We start from the raw sequence: 17,167 nt of genomic DNA on the forward strand, positions 1-17,167 counted from the left end.
ATTATAATTATAAACATTTTGCGTCAAATTCCTACTGAATGTCAATAATAGCGGTTTCGCCCTTCTTAACATTTCCATCTTTTTTCAATTCGACTTGTTGCCCTTGTTGTAAGTTTGTAAATACAATTGGTGTAATGATAGATGGTGCATTTTCTTTTACAAATGCAAGATCTACTTTTAATAATGGTTGGCCTTGCTTCACTTTATCACCTTGTGCTACAAGTGCCTCGAATCCTTCACCATTTAATTTTACAGTATCAATACCAAAGTGGATTAAAATTTCTTTTCCGCCTTCAGATTGAATACCAATCGCATGTTTTGTAGGGAATACATTGACAATTTCACCGTTAACTGGAGAAACTACTGTTCCTTCAGTTGGCTCAATTGCAAATCCGTCTCCCATCATTTTTCCTGAGAATACTTGGTCAGGCACTTCTGTAATTGGTAAGATTTTCCCTTCGATTGGTGATACAATTGTTTCATTTTCATCAACTTTTTGAGGAGTTTCTTCCACTTTTACAGGTTCTTCTTTTTCAACATGAGGTGTACGACCTGACATTATATCATGAATTTGTGATTTTAACGTGTCAGATTTCGGTCCGAAAATAGCTTGAATGTTATTTCCAACTTCAAGTACACCAGCTGCTCCAAGTTCTTTTAAGCGGTCTTTGTTTACATTCTTTTGTTCGTTAACTTGAACACGTAAACGAGTAATACAAGCATCTAAAGAAGCAATGTTTTCTTTACCACCAAGTGCTACTAATACTTCACGAGGAAGTTCGCCTGCTTCTGTTTTTCCTGCACCGTCATTCGCATTTGCCTCTTCACGACCAGGTGTTTTTAGATTCCATTTACGGATTGCAAAGCGGAATCCGAAGTAGTAAATAACTGCTAGTACAAGACCAACAATAATTACCCACCACCATGCTGTACGGCCTGGTAATACACCGAATAATAGGAAGTCAATTAAACCACCAGAGAATGTCATACCAATTTTAACACCTAAAATTTGCATTGTCATAAATGATAGACCAGCAAATACAGCGTGAATTCCGAATAATACTGGCGCTACGAATAAGAATGAAAATTCAAGTGGCTCTGTAATACCTGTTAAGAAAGATGTTAATGCTGCAGAACCTAAAATACCTGCTGCTAATTTTTTATTTTCTGGACGTGCTTCATGGTACATTGCTAAAGCTGCTGCTGGAAGACCGAACATCATGAACGGATACTTACCAGTTGTAAATGTACCTGCTGTTAATTCTACACCGTCTTTTAACTGTGCCATAAAGATTTTTTGGTCACCACGGATTAATTCGCCAGCTGCATTTGTATACTGACCGAATTCGAACCAGAACGGTGAATAGAAAATGTGATGTAGTCCAAATGGAATTAATGAACGTTCAATTAAACCGAATATAAATGCTGCGATTGTTCTATTTGCATCAATCATTTGATGTGAGAACGTGTTTAAGCCACCTTGAATGTATGGCCAAACGAAGCACATGATAATACCTACTATTAAAGAGAATGTTGCAGTTGCGATCGGTACGAAACGCTTACCTGCAAAGAAACCTAAGTATGATGGTAATTCAATGTTGAAGTATTTATTATAGCAATATGCCGCTACTATACCGACGATAATACCACCAAATACCCCTGTTTGTAGCGTTGGAATACCTAATACGTTTGCATACGCTGGATCTGCAAATCCAATTTTTACTGGGTCTGCTCCAGAACTTGTTACTTTCACTAGCTTATCTACTTCTAAGAACACACTCATCGTTTTGTTCATAATTAAGTAGCCGACGAATGCTGCTAAACCAGCTACTCCATCTCCACCAGCTAAACCAATTGCTACCCCAACTGCGAATAATAATGCAAGGTTAGCGAAAATAATATCACCAGATTGTTCCATAATTTTTGCAACCATTACGAACCAATCTGCTTTTAAAGCAGGAATAACATTTGTTAACTGTGGATTTTGAAATGCATTACCAAATCCAAGTAAAATACCTGCTGCCGGTAAAATCGCTACTGGAAGCATTAACGCTTTTCCGACTTTTTGAAGAACACCAAAGATCTTCTTAAACATGGAAACCCTTCCTCTCTTATCTATATTGATACCTTCCGACAAACGCCAAAAAGACATGAGGAAAAAAAGATAGAACGATAGCTATACAAAGGGTAGTATATCCCTTTCTCTAGCTTACATTCCTTACTTTTCTCCACTCATGCCTGATCGAATCAGTAACACGTGTCAAAAATAGGTTTACGTATAAGTTCACTATAATTAAGGCAAACGTTTTCGTTACTCACCTTAATGTGTTTGTCGAAATTTGTATAACTTTGCAATAGTTATTATACATAACTATTGTAAGCGATTCAATCATTTTTTTTAACGTTTTCATTTTAGACAAAAATATATGACTTATTACACATGCTCTGCCTTGACTAAGCGTTGCAAGTGCATCGTTAAATAAATACTTTCAGCTTCATATACAGGTAGTTGCAACTCTTTTTGCATGACCTTAACTAGCTTCCAAGCTACGTTATAGCAAACTGGATACTCCGCCTTTAATAAATCAGCAAAACTTTGCGATTCTTCTACTTTTTCTCCTTTTTTCACCCTCTCAATAGCATATTGAAGATGACGAATAAGGCGTAAATAATGAATGCTCTCTTGATCTAATGTAATTTCTAAGTTTGTCTCAATTAAAGATACAAGTTGTGCAATCAGACGGGAGTTTTGATTAACTGAAGATAAATCAGAATTTGTAAGCGAACTGTAAATGTGAAGTGCAATAAAACCAATTTCTCCTTCTGGCAATGTAATTTGCAAACGAGAATTTAAAAGTTCTACAACACCTTCCGCAATTTCATATTCCTCTGGATAGAGCATTTTTGTTTCAACTAAAAAAGGATTATCAATTGTAAGTCCTTGTTTTAACCTTTTAATTGCAAATGAAATATGATCTGTTAACGCAATATGAATATGTTCATTTAGTGGAGATTTCGCTTTTTCTTGAATGTACAGCATAATATCGTTCATCAATTCAATTAATTTTTCACTAACATGCGGCACTAATAATTTATATTGTTCACGATCACGTTCATTTTTTAAGACAAACATTTTTTCGATTTGTTCTTGCTCCAATACATCTTTCGCTTTTTTCCCAAATCCAATTCCTTTACCAATCACTACTACTTCCTCGTGTTCAGGATGGCTAGCAATGATGACATTATTATTTAAAACTTTTTTAATTTCTAGATAATTATTCATATAACACCACCCTCGTACTTAAATAGCCTACTTTTATGTTACAGAATATTCTTCTTTGTCGTCAATGTAAAACATCTGCCATTTAATAAAAATTCATTTTTTAGACATGTTTATATATGATGCGTATAATGTAAGAGCAACTGTACATAGAAAGGAGATAACAGCATGATTAAAATGTTTGTAAGTGATATCGATGGTACAATGATGCAACACGGAGGTCTTATTGATGAACAAGATGTTGCGGCACTACGCAGCCTCGCCGAGCAAAATGTTATTCTTTGCTTCGCTTCCGGAAGACTTGATAATGAAATTGCAGACTTAATGAAAGCTGTAAATACAAATTTTCATCGTATTAGTGTAAATGGTGTTTTTGTATATACACATGAAAATAAACAACTATTATCTGCAACTTTCGATTCCAGCATACTTCCCGATTTGTTAGCTATGACGAATGAAAATCCTTATTTCCGTTATGTAAGTGATGAGCATAATTATTACATTGAAGAGAAAACACCTTTTATTCAAGAACTTGAACAACAAGTAACAATGACTTCTGTTGAAGAACCAAACTTACTACAGAAGATTGATGATACAATTTTCCCAAATAAAATTTCTGTCGGTGGAACAAAGGAGAGCTTACAACTCCTTCAAAAAAAAATTGATGAAAAATTCCACGGGAAAGTTAGTACTTTCATCTCAGCAGAACAATGTTTAGATGTAATGCCACCGAATGTTAGTAAAGGCTCTGCCATTTCTGTTTTATTAAATGAGTTTCAAATAAAACCTGAGGAAATTGCTTGTATAGGGGATTCTTACAATGATATTCCTATGTTTTCTTTAACTCCTCACAGTTTTGCTATGTCGCAAGCCGATGATGCAGTGAAAAAACACGCTCACTATGTAGTAAATCACGTCAAAGATGCTGTTAACCACGTAATTGCTCATAATAAAAATACGACTCATTCCTTATAAGGATGAGTCGTATTTTTATTTCTTTACATGTTATCCATTTTCATTTCCACTGTACTTCACAAACTGAAATATACTATTTGTTACGTGCAATATTCGTAATAAATTTATAACGATCTCCACGATAAATACATTTCACGTACTCTAGCGGTATCTCACCTTCTGAATATGACCATTGACGCATTACAAGTACAGGCGCCTTTTTAGGAATATGCAGATGTTCAGCTTCATTTTCCGTTGCAACAGAAGCTTCAATTGACTGAGTAGCGCTAACAAGTTTAAAGCCCAGTTTTTTCTCTAAATGTTCATATAAAGATTGTTGCAATATCTCTTCGTTAATATCTTTTACAAGAGCTGGCGACAAATATGTCGTCTCAAAAGCAATCGGTTCATCATCAGCTAAGCGAATACGCCTCACTTCATAAACCGATTCCCCCTCCTGTATTCTCAACCGGTCTGCTATTTTAGCAGTAGCTGGAACTAGGCGGAAACTAAGTAATTGACTACTTGGGTTCATCCCACGAGAAATCATGTCTTCTGTGAATCCCGTCATCCCTTGCAATTTTTGTTCCACTTTCGGAAGTTGGACAAATGTTCCAATTCCACGCTTCCGATATAAATAGCCTTGTTCCACTAAATTATTAATCGCCTGTCTGATTGTCATACGACTCACTTCGAACTTATCACAAAGTTCATTCTCAGATGGGATTTTATCTCCCGGCTTCCATTCGCCGTCCTCAATTAGCTGTTTCACCCACTCTTGAATCTGATAATAGATCGGAAATGGTGAATACTTGTCGATGTTCATCAGCAATCGCCTCACTGCATAAAGATAGAGCTTCTTGGTCTGCGATTACGGTTACATTCGGATGACGTTGTAAAACTGTAGCCGGACACTCTTCACTATATTCACCTTGCAATAATTCTTTAACAGCTTCTGCCTTTTTAGCACCCATAGCTACAAGTAGAACTTGTTTCGCTTTCATAATGCTTCCAATTCCCATTGTAATCGCATGAGTTGGCACATCTTCTTCTTTTTCGAAGAAGCGAAGGTTTGCTTGGCGTGTAGATTCTGTTAATTCAACAATGTTCGTTGGAGAATTAAACGGTGTTCCTGGCTCGTTAAATCCGATGTGACCGTTTTCACCGATTCCAAGAATCTGTAGGTCAACTGGGTTAGCAGCTAGAATGCCCTCGTAACGTTTGCACTCTTCCTCTAAATCACTTGCCATCCCGTTTGGTACATAAGTTTGTTTAAATGGAAGATGATCAAACAACTGTTCTTGCATGAAATAGTGATAGCTGTTTTTATCTTCATGTGGTAAATTTACGTACTCATCTAAGTTTACAGTGGTTACACGGCTTGTATCAAGTTTATTTTTTCGCATTTCTGCATAAATACCTAATGGAGAGCTTCCTGTAGCCATTCCTAATGTTGGATTTTCTTTTGTTTTTACAACTTCTTCAATTAATTTATAACCTGCTTCTGCTAGTTCTTCTGGAGTTTTTACAACAAGAATATTCATTTAATTACTTCCCTTCCTTCATATGAATTCCTAAACGAACCGTATCATATACTTGTAAATCTTCATTCATCACAACAAAGTCTGCATCTTTTCCTACTGCTAATGCACCTTTATTATTTAATCCAAACTCTTCTGCTTGGTTAACTGATGTCATCAGTACTGCATCTTCGATTGAACAACCCGTAAATTCAATTACATTTCGGAAAGCTTGATCCATTTTTAGAATACTACCAGCTAACGTTCCATCTTCTAATCGAGCACTACCATCTTTTACATGTACTGGCTGTCCGCCAAGCTCATATAATCCATCTTCAAGACCTTTTGCGCGCATTGCGTCAGTAATAACACTTACTTTTTTCGGTCCTTTTAACTTATATGCTAATTTCACCATATCAGGGTGAATATGAATACCATCTGTAATTACTTCAACCATTACATCTGGATTTAATAACACATGACCAACAACTCCTGGTTCACGGTGATGTAATCCACGCATTTGATTGTATAAATGTGTCGCATGTGTAATCTTTCTATTTTTTAGTTGCGCATCAATTGCATCTGTATGCCCCATTGTGCCCACTACACCAGTTTCAGCAAGATATTGTTCAAACTCTAATGCTCCCTCTTCTTCTGGTGCATATGTTACTAATTTAATTAAATTCCCACTTGCTTCTTGCCATTGTTTAAATTGCTCAATATTTGCAGGAACGATATGTTCAAGTGGTTGTGCACCTGCACGTTTCTTTGAAACATAAGGTCCTTCTAAGTGAATATATTCGAAATGCGCTCCTTTTTCTTTTGCTTCTTTCGCAGCAGTTAGCGCTGCTTCAATTGCCTCTGGAGCTTGTGTCATTGTTGTCGGGAAGTAAGTTGTAACCCCTTCTTTTAACATTTCTTTACCTAGAGTTACTAACCCATCGCTATTTGCATCCATCGCATCAATATCGTATCCACCATGAATATGAACATCGATCATACCTGGAATTACAATCTTCCCTGTAGCATCAAAAACAGTTTCATTTTCTTGTGGTACATATTGAGCCATCAAACCAATTTCTTTAATGGTTTCTGCGTAACGGATAAATCCGTTTTCCACTATTTCTTGACCTGTGTAAATTTTGGCATTGATGACAATTTGCGTTTTCATTTTCATCGATCCTTTCCCATGAAATACCTACTTGTTATTATTACCTTATTCGCCTAGTTCCATCTTAATATATGCACGAGTAGTTGTCTATACATTCTAATGAAATTTCCTTTTTATTCAACAAAAAAGGAAATTTCTTACGTCCCTTATAATTATAATATATATTATTCATTTTTCCAAAAAGGGACAGTATCCACCCCTAATATAGAAATCACTTCAACAATGGCATTAACCCGCTAGACTCTAACATAACATGTTCACCATCTGTTTCTATTTCTACTGTACGTTTATTCGTTCTATATACCATTATACCGTGCCTTTTTAAGCGTTTTACTACACTTTGATGAGGATGTCCATACGGATTACTACTCCCGTAAGACAGAATAGCAAACTGCGGTTCCACTTTTTTTATAAACGTTTCACTTGTTGAAGTATACGAGCCGTGATGCCCCACTTTTAAAACATCTGCATGTACATCAAATTGTTTTAATATTTCATGTTCTGTCCGTACATCCGCGTCACCCATTAATAAAAAATCCGCTTTTCCATATCGCACCTTTAAAACAATTGAGGATTCATTATTTTCATCTTTTGATTTCCCATTGTTTAATACTTGTATAGAAACATGTGGATCCAGCGGTATATATTGTCCTTCCTTTACTGAAACGAAAGGTATCCCTCTTTTTTTAATATTATTCCGATATGTATGATAAGTAAGAGAACTATATGTTTTTCCGCTATCTAATATAAGCGATACCGGCATTTGCTCTACAATTGGAATTAGCCCTCCTATATGATCCATATCAGGATGGGTACTGACAATTACATCTAAATGATTAATCCCTTTCTCAATTAATTTCTGAATAATAACCTCTCCTGCTTCATAAGGTCCTCCATCAATTAACATTGTTTGTCCGTTTGGCATTATGATAAGTGTTGCATCACCTTGCCCCACTTTTAAAAAGCTCACTTTCATTTTACTAAGATGTTGCCGATGCATATGTAAAGGAGACGTAGTATGAATAGACATCATATACCTTTTAGCTGATGCGCTATTTAAAGAAAAACATAATAAAACAGAAACTAATAATAGAATAATCCGCATACCTCTCATAACTCGTCTCCTTTTTTCATTTAGTATGGCACTGTAAATAATTGATATACAAAAAAAAGCTTAGCAAAATGCTAAGCTTTTATTTCGATATCTCTTGTAAGGAACCGAAGAATAAATCCGCTTCATTCATTTGTTCATTCTCTTCAGAAAGCGGCGGTAAATCATCTAATGTTTTCAATCCAAATGTGTCCAAAAATTCTTTTGTTGTTCCGTATAAAATAGGACGCCCTGGTCCTTCTGCTCTTCCCATTTCTTTTATAAGTAAATGTGAAACCAACGTTTGTAACGCCTTATCGGTTTTAACTCCTCTAATCTCTTCCATTTCAGTCCTTGTGATTGGTTGACGATATGCAACAATCGCTAACGTTTCAAGGGCAGCTTGTGAGAGTGAAGCAGCTGTTGGTGTATCTATTAATTTTTGATAATATGAAGCATGTTCTTTCTTTGTAGCAAAACGATATACTTTTGCATACTGTACAATTTGCAAACCACGGTTTGCACCTTCACATTCTTGTTGCATTTCTTCTAAAATATTAATTACTTCATTCATTTCAATTTCAAGAACTTTCGCTATTTGTTCTGGATAAATCCCTTCATCACCAGAAACAAATAAAAGGCCTTCAATAATTGACTTTTGTTCTTTCCTATCCATTTCACGAGCTCCTTCCTTCTATTTTCCCATAAAAATACACATCAAAAAACCGAATCACAATCAATGCGTTCGGTTCAATATTTTTTCTCTTGCTCCAAACGATACATTAAAACATAGCATGAGATAAAGTGTTTCTATCCCAATTTCATATACTTGCTCTATGCAGATTTATTAGAGCTTGATACGAAAATTTCATCAAAATTATGTTCTTGCTCAATTATGATTTGTTGATTTTTCATAAGTTCCAGAACTGCTAAAAATGTCACAACCATTATTTCACGTTCATCATCAACAAACAAATCATGAAAACTTTGGCGACCACCCTTTATTTTTAATTGCTTTAAAATATCAGTCATTCGCTGTTCAATTGGTATTTCTTGACGAGTAATACGTGTTGTTACAGGTTTTTTTGCCTTTTTACGGCGCATTAATTTTTGAAATGCCGCTAACATATCATATAACGTAACATCAAGAGGCAAGCTTGTCTCTTCTTCTTGTTGCAACGATGTAAAGTCAATTGGTGGACGTGTATATAGCTGTGCTCTTTCTTGTTCTCTTTCTTTTAACTCAGTAGCAACTTGCTTATATTTCTTATATTCAATTAACCTCTCCATCAATTCTTGACGAGGATCATCTATAAAATCATCACCGTTATCAAGTACATCTTCTTCATGTTTCGGCAACAACATTTTACTTTTAATTTGTAATAACGTTGCGGCCATTACTAAATACTCACTTGCAACATCTAATTGCAGTTCTTTCATCGTATGCACATAAGATAAATATTGCTCTGTAATATCTGCTACAGGAATATTATATATATCAATTTCATAACGATGTATTAAATGTAACAATAGATCTAAAGGCCCTTCAAAAGCCTCTACTTTAAAATTATATTGCACAAAGCATCCCACCACATTTTTTCTATAACAACATAAGTATAGAGCATACTCATGTTCTATCCAACCTTTTTAAGAAATTTAATTAAAAATAGACCGATGCCTATGTCATCATGCCCACCACTTCATATGATAACAGTGTAGTAAGAACAATGTAGGAGGTCAAAAAACTATGGGTCACGTTGATTGTGGTTTTAGCGGTGGGTTCGCATTACTTGTTGTACTGTTTATTTTGCTAATTATTGTAGGAGCAGCTTGCTTCTGCTAATATGAACAATAACGGCTAGGGGGAAATCTCCTAGTCGTTTATTGTTCATATTTCTATGATACACTTATATGTATAACCGTTAGATAGGGGCGAGAAAACATGTATCCTACCGAATACATACAATTTTTAATTCATTTCCAAGGAGATTACGACTATTTTGAATGCCACGAAATACTAGAAGAGTACTGGAAGACAAAACCAAGAGGAAATCGTGATCATTACTTAGTTGGTCTCATTCAAATTGCCGTTTCTTTATACCACCAAAGACGTGCTAACTGGAATGGTTCCACAAAAATGATGAAAAGCGCAATCACAATTTTAGAAAAAAGCGGTGTGTCTTTACAACGTTTAGGAATTAATCAAGTACAACTTCTTTCCTTGCTCAATGAAAGATTGCAATCTATCCATAAAAAAGAACGTTTTGTACCTTTATTTTTACCCTTATCAGATCCATTGTTAGAGAAGCAGTGCATAGAGTTATGCAAAAAACAAAACCTCTCTTGGAAAAACTTGCATGCTATTCCAAGTGAATATATTATACACAAGCACACTTTGCGTGATCGCACAGAGGTCATTACTGAACGAAACGAACAATTACAAAAAAGAAAGCAGAGATAATAAACTACTTATCCCTGCTTTCACGAATGTATATTTTGTTCTAGCCCTTTACATTTTTCGCAAAAACTTGCTGTTTGCTCATTTCCGCAAATTGTAAACTCAAGAAATTTACTCTTTAACTCTTGAACCATCTTCGTTCCAATCCCCACATGACGGTGAGACGGATTTACACTTAAATGCTGAATTTCTAATACTTGATTCTCTTTTTTTACAATCCCCATTATTCCAACAAAATCTTCATTTTCTTTCCACAAATACAATTGCCAATCATCTTTTGCTTCATATTCTTTCATTGTCAATTGTAATGTTTTCACATCTTTTTCAGTTGGCATAAACGAAAGAAGCCCCATTGCAATTTTTTCATAACTTTTTTTAAAACGAATTAACATAACCCTTATCCCTTCTCACAAAAGTTACAAACTAGTAATCCCCTCAATCACTCTTTTCATATCACATTCATTTTACAATATTTTCAACAGAGTGAGAAGAGTCTAAAACAACTTGATAATCATACAAAGCGAAAAGAAGAAAGTCAAATCTATGTTTCAGCACTATTCCTTTAATAAATAGAGTGAAAAAAAGAAAATTTTATATAGAATGAAAAGAAACATATCATTCAACATCACTTCATTCATAGTTACCCTAAAGCAGCACAATTCTAGCAAAATTAATATAACAAAAAATATTTGTTGAAACATATAATGTAATGTATTCTATGTAATTTGTTAAAGGTTTGTTCTCACAAGCAATATATTTTAGCAACAATACTACTTGTATGATGAGCTATAGAAGAAGTACTCAATCTCATTAAAAATAAAAAAGAGAGCAAAAGCTCTCTTTTTCCTTACCTTATTCTTCCCAAACTTTAACTTCTTTCATTACATCGCCTTGACGCATTTTTAATACTGTTTCAATACCGCTTGTTGCTTTACCAAATACAGTATGAACGCCATCTAAATGTGGCTGTGGCTCATGAACAACAAAGAATTGGCTACCGCCTGTGTTACGGCCAGCGTGAGCCATAGAAAGTGAGCCTACAAGGTGTTTATGAGGGTTTCCATCAGTTTCACATGGAATAGAGTAACCTGGACCACCAGCACCTGTACCTGTTGGGTCTCCACCTTGGCTTACGAAGCCAGGAATAACACGGTGGAATGTAACACCGTCATAAAATCCTTGCTCTGCTAATTTTTTAAAGTTTTCTACTGTTTTTGGCGCTTCTTCTGGGAAAAATTCCAATTCGATTTTTTCACCGTTTTCCATTAATATATATCCTAAAGTTTTCATATGTATATGTCTCCTTTCAACTATCTCAGCACTATATTACCACATTCATGACTAGAAACAAAAAGAATCCGACAATCTAGATACTTCTTTTTTGAAATGTGGAAAAAGCTAGGTGACAAATAAGAAATATATACTATAATAACTTTGTTGCCCGAAAATTTTAGAAAGAGAAAGGGAGCGGTTTTTCGTGAAAACGAAATTATTAGCTCTGCTATTAGCTGTAACGGTATTTATGATGCCAACAGCTTCATTTGCAGACATCATCGAGGGAGAATCAATTGTTACACTAGGAGAGAACTTATCCGAACAACAAAAACAAGATTTGTTAAAAGAAATGAAAGCACCGAAAGATGCTACAATTATTACTGTATCTAATGCGGAAGAACATAAATTTCTAGAAGGCATTGTTCCAAAAGCACAAATTGGTACGAGAGCAATTTCTTCTTCTATGATTACATACACAAAACCAGGATCTGGTCTTATTGTACGATCAAAGAACATTAACTGGGTAACAGATGCAATGTACACTAACGCTTTGATTACAGCAGGTGTAAAAGATGCAGAAATTCAAATTACTGCACCTTTTAAAGTTTCAGGAACTGCAGCTTTAACTGGATTAATGAAAGCATATGAAACTGCGTCCAATAAACCAATTCCGGAAGAAGTTAAAAAAGTAGCGAATGAAGAAATGGTACAAACAGCCCAGCTTGGTGATAAAATTGGTGAAGAAAAAGCAGTTCAACTTGTTGCAAAAATTAAAGAAGAAATTGCAAAAGAACAGCCAAAAACAACAGAAGATTTACGTTCATTAATTAAAAAAATTGCTGATCAACTCGGCATTACATTAACAGATGAACAGTTAGATAACCTAGTAGCGTTATTTGATAAAATGAAGAATCTTAATATCGATTGGAATCAAGTTGGTAGTCAATTAAACAAAGCAAAAGAACACGTTTCTGCCTTTTTAGGATCTGAAGAAGGACAAAGTTTTCTAGATAAAGTGAAAGATTTCTTCTCAAGTATCATTGATTTTGTTAAATCTTTATTCAAGTAAAAAAGAAGCCCGCCAGTGACGGGCTTCTTTTTTATACAAGTAACGGTAATTTCATAACAGCCTCTTCAACCGAACGCACTATATGATTTGCTTTCTCCTTTACATATGGATGGGCATGATGAAGAGTAAATGAATGCGGGGTTACTTCAAACATAGAAATATCATTGAAAGAATCTCCAATACAAGCAACTTCATTTGCTTCAATTTGCAAATGGTCCATTAGTCGCTTTAGAGCACTCCCCTTACTCACGCCTCTTGGCATAATATCAACATAGCGTTTACCTGATATAAAAACTTCCGCTTCGCCTTGAAACGTATCTCGTAGCTCTTGATCTAACGTCACAATTTTCTCTTCTTCTCCAAAAACAAACAATTTTGCAGGGTGTACAGTCTTACCAAACTCTTCTTCTAACGCTTCAATTTCGGCGATATGCACGCCCATATACGTTTCAAAATTATGGTGATGTTCATTTTTCCTTTTTGTATATCGTTGCTCATTTGCACAAACAATATCCGCTAGTCCTTTTTTATGTATATATCGATATATTTCCTGGGCAACCGTATTTTCAAAACTCGATTCATGAAATAAATTCCCATCTGGAAGTAACATTGTCGCTCCATTTAAGCCAGTTGTGTAATATGGGAATGAAAACCTTTTTACAACTTCATCAATTCTGTGTGTAAAGCGTCCAGAGGCAAAACAAATATTTGTCCCTTTCTCAGCTAACCAACACAGCGCACGTTCATCTTCTTTTTGCATATGGTTCACATCGTAAACGAGCGTGTCATCTAAATCACTTACAAATAATTTAATCATGTCCTCTTCCCCTTCCATACACAATATCTACTCTAAGTGTACACAAAAAATGTTTGATTTTTGTTAAAAAATAATAAATTTTTGCTAAAAAAAATAAACGGGTGTATAATCCCGTTTATTTTTGTCTTTTTACATTTTGAGGTCTTACAATACTTGGTCGTACTTTTAAACTAGACATCGTTGGACGGAGTAAAATTTTTGTTAACGCGCCCCAATCAAATGGTAAAAACGGCCATAAATAAGGTGTTTGTAAACTTTTTATAGACGTTAAAAATAAAATTAATATCGTCATACCAATTATAAATCCCATCTCATGGAAGAGACCTGTTAAAATAATAACAAACAATTTCCCAACCTTATTCCCTAATCCTAATTCATAACTCGGTGTTGCATATGCACCAATCATCGAAACCGCTACATACAAAATTACTTCTGGCACAAACAAACCTACATCAATTGCAATTTGACCAATTAATATGGCGGAAATCAACCCTGCTGCAGACGATAATGGGGTTGGAGTATGAATAGCAGCCATCCTTAAAAACTCAAGTCCGACCTCTGCCATTAACACCTGTAATAGGATTGGTAAATGCGTCATCTTAGTCGGTCCAATAAAAGCAAGATTTGCTGGTAAAAGAGTTGGATCAAATACAAACACTAACCAAAATGGTAATAAAAATAACGAGAATATAACACCTAAAAAGCGCACCCAGCGTAAAAATGTACCGACAGCTGGATTTTGTCTAAACTCTTCTGCATGCTGTAAATGGTGAAAATATGTTGTCGGTGTAATCATAGCACTTGGCGATGTGTCAACAAGTACTAACACATGTCCTTCTAGTAGATGATTTGCTGCTACATCTGGCCTTTCTGTATATCGAATAAGCGGGAATGGGTTATAGCTTTGCTTTACAACAAATTCTTCTACTGTTTTATCCGCCATCGTAATTCCATCTACATCGATGTTATTTAATTCTTGTTTTATAATCTTTACTAAATCTGGATTTGCAACATCTTGAACGTATGTAATACAAATATCCGTTTGTGATCTATCTCCTACTCGAACCATTTCATTTCGAAGTCGTGGATCTCGAATTCTCCTACGAATTAACGCTGTATTTACAACGATATTTTCAACAAATCCATCCCTCGCACCGCGTACTACCTTTTCGGTATCTGGTTCTGTCGGTGTTCGCCCTGGATAACTACGAACATCGATCGCGAACGCTTCCGTTTCACCTTCCACAAATATCACAATGAGCCCTGATAATACTTGGAGCATTACCTCATCCATCGTTTTCACTTTGCTTACTTGTTGATGGATTAAGCGATTCTCTAAAAGCTTCACTGTATCTTCTTCTACATCCCTTATCTCATTTGTATCCACCGCTTCTTCTAAAATAGGGATAATATAATTTGTATCACAAAGTCCGTTTACAAATAACACACCGATTTCTTTATTCAAAATTTGAAATTTACGAATGCCAACATCGTATGTAACGCCTAGTCCAACTGTCTGCTTTAAATAATTTTCATTATCACTTATGAAAGTTGATATAGGGATATCCACTTTTTTAGGCTTCGTCATAAAAACCACTCCTTTCCAAAATTAATTGAATCGCTTTTCTAGTAATAGGTGATCCCCTCTCACATTCATCATTCCCGCACATCTTACCAATGTCACCGACTCCAACGATGACAGGAACATTCAAGTCATCTAAACAATAAATTGTATCTCCGCTAATTCTGCCAATTTCACCATCTGGAAGTCCAAATTTATCAACACCGTATTCGGTTAAATTTCCGTTCCGATCTACACTTACATCTACACGTGCCCATTCCCAATGATGCGTATTAGACGCTACCGCTAAAATACCGAGCACATCAATTTGTTTATGGGTAGCTACATATTTTAAAGCCTTTTCACCAGATCCTTCTCCAATAAATCCACTGTCATCAAACATGACAAATACAGGGTCATATGGCGTTTGCATAATAAGCTCAACAACTTTTTTCCCTGTCAATTTGGTTGGATTACTTTGTGATGCTGAAATACACCTTCCTCCAAATTCCTTTGTTAAAAGCTCAATTGTCCGCTTTGCATATTCATCTCCATCTGTGACCAAAACAACCCTTCGTCTCATTTGATTTATCCTTTCGGTTTACATATAAGTGCTATAAAAAACGAAAACAATATCGCTGCGGAAATGCCCGCAGACGTTAAACTAAACATGCCAATACCAATTCCTAAATATCCATGTTTTTCTGCTGCATGCATTGCTCCGTGCAATAGTGAATGTCCAAAACTTGTAATAGGGACTGTTGCTCCAGCACCTGCAAACTTTATTAGTTTATCGTACAATCCAAATCCATCTAAAATTGCTCCGATGACTACAAAAGTTGCCATTAAATGAGCTGGTGTTAACTTTGCGAAATCTAACAATAGTTGCCCAATTACACAAATAGCTCCACCTACAAGAAATGCATATATAAAATCCACAATTCACTCTCCTTTAACTCTCTCAAATACGACACCATGTGCAATTGTTGGAATCGTTTCTTTCTGTTGCATCATTATCGGGCTTAATAATGCGCCAGTGGCAACGACAAAAATTCGTTGTAAATTCCCTTTTTGCATCTCGTGTAATAAATGGCCATATGTGACAACTGCTGAACAAGCGCAACCACTACCACCTGCAAACACTTCTTCTTGACTTGATTCATAAATCATTAATCCACAATCATTGTATATATGTCCAAGATCGTAACCTTCCTCAAGTAAAAGTTGTTTTGCAATCGGTGTCCCAACAGCTGATAAATCACCCGTAACAATCAAATCATAGTCATCGGCACTTCTTCTTAAATCTTCAAAATGCTGTTGAATTGTATGAGCTGCTGCTGGAGCCATCGCTGCCCCCATATCCAAAGGATTTGTGATTCCTAAATCTTGCACTTTTCCGATTGTAGCCGCCGTAATTTTAATTGCACTTTTTTCATTGCTAATTAATATAGATCCTGCACCAGTCACAGTTGAATTTGCTGTCCCTGGTTTTTGCCCACCGTACTCTGTTGGATAGCGAAATTGTCTTTCAGCCGTTGCATTATGACTACTTACTGTAGCTAAGACACGATTTGCAAATCCACCGTCTATAAAAGCTGAGCCAACTGCTAAAGTCTCCATAGACGTCGCACAGGCGCTAAACATTCCTAAAAAAGGAATGCCCCACTGACGCGCAACATAATTTGCTGTCACTGTTTGATTTAATAAATCTCCCGCTAAAAAGAAATCAATTTGCGATGTTTTTATATTCCCTTTTTGCACTGCTTGTTGAATTGAGTCTGACATTAATCTTCGTTCGGCGAGCTCCCAATTTTCCTCTCCACAATGCAAGTCATCATATGAAATATCAAAATCTTTTCCAAGAGGGCCCTCAGCTTCTTTCGGACCGACAGCAGTACCCGTTGCATTCACATATATGTCGTTTTGAAATACCCACGTTTGTTTTCCGGTCAACCTCATACTAGCCCCTCCT

Annotated in this window: 19 protein-coding genes; 4 read left to right on the forward strand and 15 right to left on the reverse strand. The window is 35.7% G+C overall.

Translation table 11 applies throughout. The features are described 5' to 3' along the window. Positions 1 to 31: 31 nt before the first annotated feature. Positions 32 to 2,095: a PTS glucose transporter subunit IIABC gene (ptsG, locus tag ACS2FK_RS01860; RefSeq protein WP_061659903.1), complete on the reverse strand. Its 2,064-nt coding sequence runs from the start codon at positions 2,093 to 2,095 to the stop codon at positions 32 to 34. 339 nt (positions 2,096 to 2,434) lie between these two features. Further along, a complete protein-coding gene (gene glcT / locus ACS2FK_RS01865) occupies positions 2,435 to 3,283 on the reverse strand; it encodes a glucose PTS transporter transcription antiterminator GlcT (RefSeq protein ID WP_001067322.1) in 849 nt (282 codons plus the stop codon). A 165-nt stretch (positions 3,284 to 3,448) separates the two neighbouring features. Between glcT and ACS2FK_RS01870 the strand changes: the two genes are divergently transcribed. Continuing rightward, a complete protein-coding gene (locus tag ACS2FK_RS01870; RefSeq protein ID WP_000594250.1) occupies positions 3,449 to 4,255 on the forward strand; it encodes a Cof-type HAD-IIB family hydrolase in 807 nt (268 codons plus the stop codon). A gap of 73 nt (positions 4,256 to 4,328) precedes the next feature. Here the strand turns inward: ACS2FK_RS01870 and ACS2FK_RS01875 are convergent, their stop codons facing one another. The 6 genes from ACS2FK_RS01875 to scpA form a co-directional block, all read right to left on the reverse strand. Beyond that, positions 4,329 to 5,060, reverse strand: a complete 732-nt coding sequence (locus tag ACS2FK_RS01875; protein ID WP_014894892.1) for a GntR family transcriptional regulator — start codon at positions 5,058 to 5,060, stop codon at positions 4,329 to 4,331. Beyond that, positions 4,990 to 5,778: a glucosamine-6-phosphate deaminase gene (gene nagB / locus ACS2FK_RS01880; protein ID WP_016077280.1), complete on the reverse strand. Its 789-nt coding sequence runs from the start codon at positions 5,776 to 5,778 to the stop codon at positions 4,990 to 4,992. Before nagB ends, ACS2FK_RS01875 begins: the two co-directional genes overlap by 71 nt. A gap of 4 nt (positions 5,779 to 5,782) precedes the next feature. After that, positions 5,783 to 6,925, reverse strand: a complete 1,143-nt coding sequence (nagA, locus tag ACS2FK_RS01885; protein ID WP_063549368.1) for an N-acetylglucosamine-6-phosphate deacetylase — start codon at positions 6,923 to 6,925, stop codon at positions 5,783 to 5,785. Between the two features lie 211 nt (positions 6,926 to 7,136). Next, positions 7,137 to 8,039, reverse strand: coding sequence for a ComEC/Rec2 family competence protein (locus ACS2FK_RS01890; RefSeq protein ID WP_001214828.1), 903 nt, complete (start codon positions 8,037 to 8,039; stop codon positions 7,137 to 7,139). 79 nt (positions 8,040 to 8,118) lie between these two features. After that, on the reverse strand, positions 8,119 to 8,691 hold the full coding sequence (gene scpB / locus ACS2FK_RS01895) for a segregation/condensation protein ScpB (RefSeq protein WP_000375171.1): 573 nt from the start codon (positions 8,689 to 8,691) through the stop codon (positions 8,119 to 8,121). 158 nt (positions 8,692 to 8,849) lie between these two features. Continuing rightward, the gene (scpA, locus tag ACS2FK_RS01900) at positions 8,850 to 9,593 is read right to left on the reverse strand and encodes a segregation/condensation protein A (RefSeq protein WP_001199751.1); all 744 of its coding nucleotides are present in this window, start codon (positions 9,591 to 9,593) and stop codon (positions 8,850 to 8,852) included. A gap of 169 nt (positions 9,594 to 9,762) precedes the next feature. Between scpA and ACS2FK_RS01905 the strand changes: the two genes are divergently transcribed. Further along, positions 9,763 to 9,858, forward strand: coding sequence for a YjcZ family sporulation protein (locus ACS2FK_RS01905; RefSeq protein WP_000510194.1), 96 nt, complete (start codon positions 9,763 to 9,765; stop codon positions 9,856 to 9,858). Positions 9,859 to 9,957: 99 nt separating this feature from the next. Then, entirely contained in the window at positions 9,958 to 10,476 is a 519-nt protein-coding gene (locus ACS2FK_RS01910) for a DUF309 domain-containing protein (protein ID WP_063548560.1), read from the forward strand. Between the two features lie 20 nt (positions 10,477 to 10,496). Here ACS2FK_RS01910 and ribT read toward each other — a convergent pair whose 3' ends face one another. Then, positions 10,497 to 10,865, reverse strand: a complete 369-nt coding sequence (ribT, locus tag ACS2FK_RS01915; RefSeq protein ID WP_000908401.1) for a GNAT family N-acetyltransferase RibT — start codon at positions 10,863 to 10,865, stop codon at positions 10,497 to 10,499. Positions 10,866 to 11,325: 460 nt separating this feature from the next. Further along, positions 11,326 to 11,763 carry a peptidylprolyl isomerase gene (locus ACS2FK_RS01920; RefSeq protein ID WP_000853788.1) on the reverse strand — a complete coding sequence of 146 codons (438 nt, stop codon included), beginning with the start codon at positions 11,761 to 11,763 and terminating at the stop codon, positions 11,326 to 11,328. Between the two features lie 187 nt (positions 11,764 to 11,950). Between ACS2FK_RS01920 and ACS2FK_RS01925 the strand changes: the two genes are divergently transcribed. Further along, complete coding sequence (locus tag ACS2FK_RS01925; RefSeq protein ID WP_000850513.1) at positions 11,951 to 12,817, forward strand: DUF1002 domain-containing protein; 867 nt, start codon at positions 11,951 to 11,953, stop codon at positions 12,815 to 12,817. Between the two features lie 31 nt (positions 12,818 to 12,848). On the opposite strand, the gene ACS2FK_RS01930 is transcribed toward ACS2FK_RS01925, so the two are convergent. From ACS2FK_RS01930 to spoVAD, 5 genes are all read right to left on the reverse strand, one after another. After that, positions 12,849 to 13,652, reverse strand: coding sequence for a Cof-type HAD-IIB family hydrolase (locus ACS2FK_RS01930; RefSeq protein ID WP_063548562.1), 804 nt, complete (start codon positions 13,650 to 13,652; stop codon positions 12,849 to 12,851). Positions 13,653 to 13,749: 97 nt separating this feature from the next. Beyond that, on the reverse strand, positions 13,750 to 15,222 hold the full coding sequence (gene spoVAF / locus ACS2FK_RS01935) for a spore germination protein SpoVAF (RefSeq protein WP_063548564.1): 1,473 nt from the start codon (positions 15,220 to 15,222) through the stop codon (positions 13,750 to 13,752). Then, on the reverse strand, positions 15,209 to 15,778 hold the full coding sequence (locus ACS2FK_RS01940; RefSeq protein ID WP_063548566.1) for a stage V sporulation protein AE: 570 nt from the start codon (positions 15,776 to 15,778) through the stop codon (positions 15,209 to 15,211). The genes spoVAF and ACS2FK_RS01940 overlap by 14 nt, the downstream gene beginning before the upstream one ends. 5 nt (positions 15,779 to 15,783) lie before the next feature. After that, positions 15,784 to 16,134 carry a stage V sporulation protein AE gene (gene spoVAE / locus ACS2FK_RS01945; RefSeq protein ID WP_000345907.1) on the reverse strand — a complete coding sequence of 117 codons (351 nt, stop codon included), beginning with the start codon at positions 16,132 to 16,134 and terminating at the stop codon, positions 15,784 to 15,786. Positions 16,135 to 16,137: 3 nt separating this feature from the next. Next, positions 16,138 to 17,154, reverse strand: a complete 1,017-nt coding sequence (gene spoVAD / locus ACS2FK_RS01950; protein WP_001241140.1) for a stage V sporulation protein AD — start codon at positions 17,152 to 17,154, stop codon at positions 16,138 to 16,140. Between the last annotated feature and the right edge of the window lie 13 nt (positions 17,155 to 17,167).

It is taken from the genome of Bacillus cereus group sp. BceL220, assembly GCF_051776965.1.
Classification (GTDB): Bacteria; Bacillota; Bacilli; order Bacillales; family Bacillaceae_G; genus Bacillus_A; species Bacillus_A cereus.

Bases quoted from the DNA above. Each gene is read 5' to 3' on its own strand.
- ptsG (WP_061659903.1), bottom strand. From the start codon at position 2,095: ATGTTTAAGAAGATCTTTGGTGTTCTTCAAAAAGTCGGAAAAGCGTTA.
- glcT (WP_001067322.1), bottom strand. From the start codon at position 3,283: ATGAATAATTATCTAGAAATTAAAAAAGTTTTAAATAATAATGTCATC.
- ACS2FK_RS01870 (WP_000594250.1), top strand. From the start codon at position 3,449: ATGATTAAAATGTTTGTAAGTGATATCGATGGTACAATGATGCAACAC.
- ACS2FK_RS01875 (WP_014894892.1), bottom strand. From the start codon at position 5,060: ATGAACATCGACAAGTATTCACCATTTCCGATCTATTATCAGATTCAA.
- nagB (WP_016077280.1), bottom strand. From the start codon at position 5,778: ATGAATATTCTTGTTGTAAAAACTCCAGAAGAACTAGCAGAAGCAGGT.
- nagA (WP_063549368.1), bottom strand. From the start codon at position 6,925: ATGAAAACGCAAATTGTCATCAATGCCAAAATTTACACAGGTCAAGAA.
- ACS2FK_RS01890 (WP_001214828.1), bottom strand. From the start codon at position 8,039: ATGAGAGGTATGCGGATTATTCTATTATTAGTTTCTGTTTTATTATGT.
- scpB (WP_000375171.1), bottom strand. From the start codon at position 8,691: ATGGATAGGAAAGAACAAAAGTCAATTATTGAAGGCCTTTTATTTGTT.
- ACS2FK_RS01905 (WP_000510194.1), top strand. From the start codon at position 9,763: ATGGGTCACGTTGATTGTGGTTTTAGCGGTGGGTTCGCATTACTTGTT.
- ACS2FK_RS01910 (WP_063548560.1), top strand. From the start codon at position 9,958: ATGTATCCTACCGAATACATACAATTTTTAATTCATTTCCAAGGAGAT.
- ribT (WP_000908401.1), bottom strand. From the start codon at position 10,865: ATGTTAATTCGTTTTAAAAAAAGTTATGAAAAAATTGCAATGGGGCTT.
- ACS2FK_RS01920 (WP_000853788.1), bottom strand. From the start codon at position 11,763: ATGAAAACTTTAGGATATATATTAATGGAAAACGGTGAAAAAATCGAA.
- ACS2FK_RS01930 (WP_063548562.1), bottom strand. From the start codon at position 13,652: ATGGAAGGGGAAGAGGACATGATTAAATTATTTGTAAGTGATTTAGAT.
- spoVAF (WP_063548564.1), bottom strand. From the start codon at position 15,222: ATGACGAAGCCTAAAAAAGTGGATATCCCTATATCAACTTTCATAAGT.
- ACS2FK_RS01940 (WP_063548566.1), bottom strand. From the start codon at position 15,778: ATGAGACGAAGGGTTGTTTTGGTCACAGATGGAGATGAATATGCAAAG.
- spoVAD (WP_001241140.1), bottom strand. From the start codon at position 17,154: ATGAGGTTGACCGGAAAACAAACGTGGGTATTTCAAAACGACATATAT.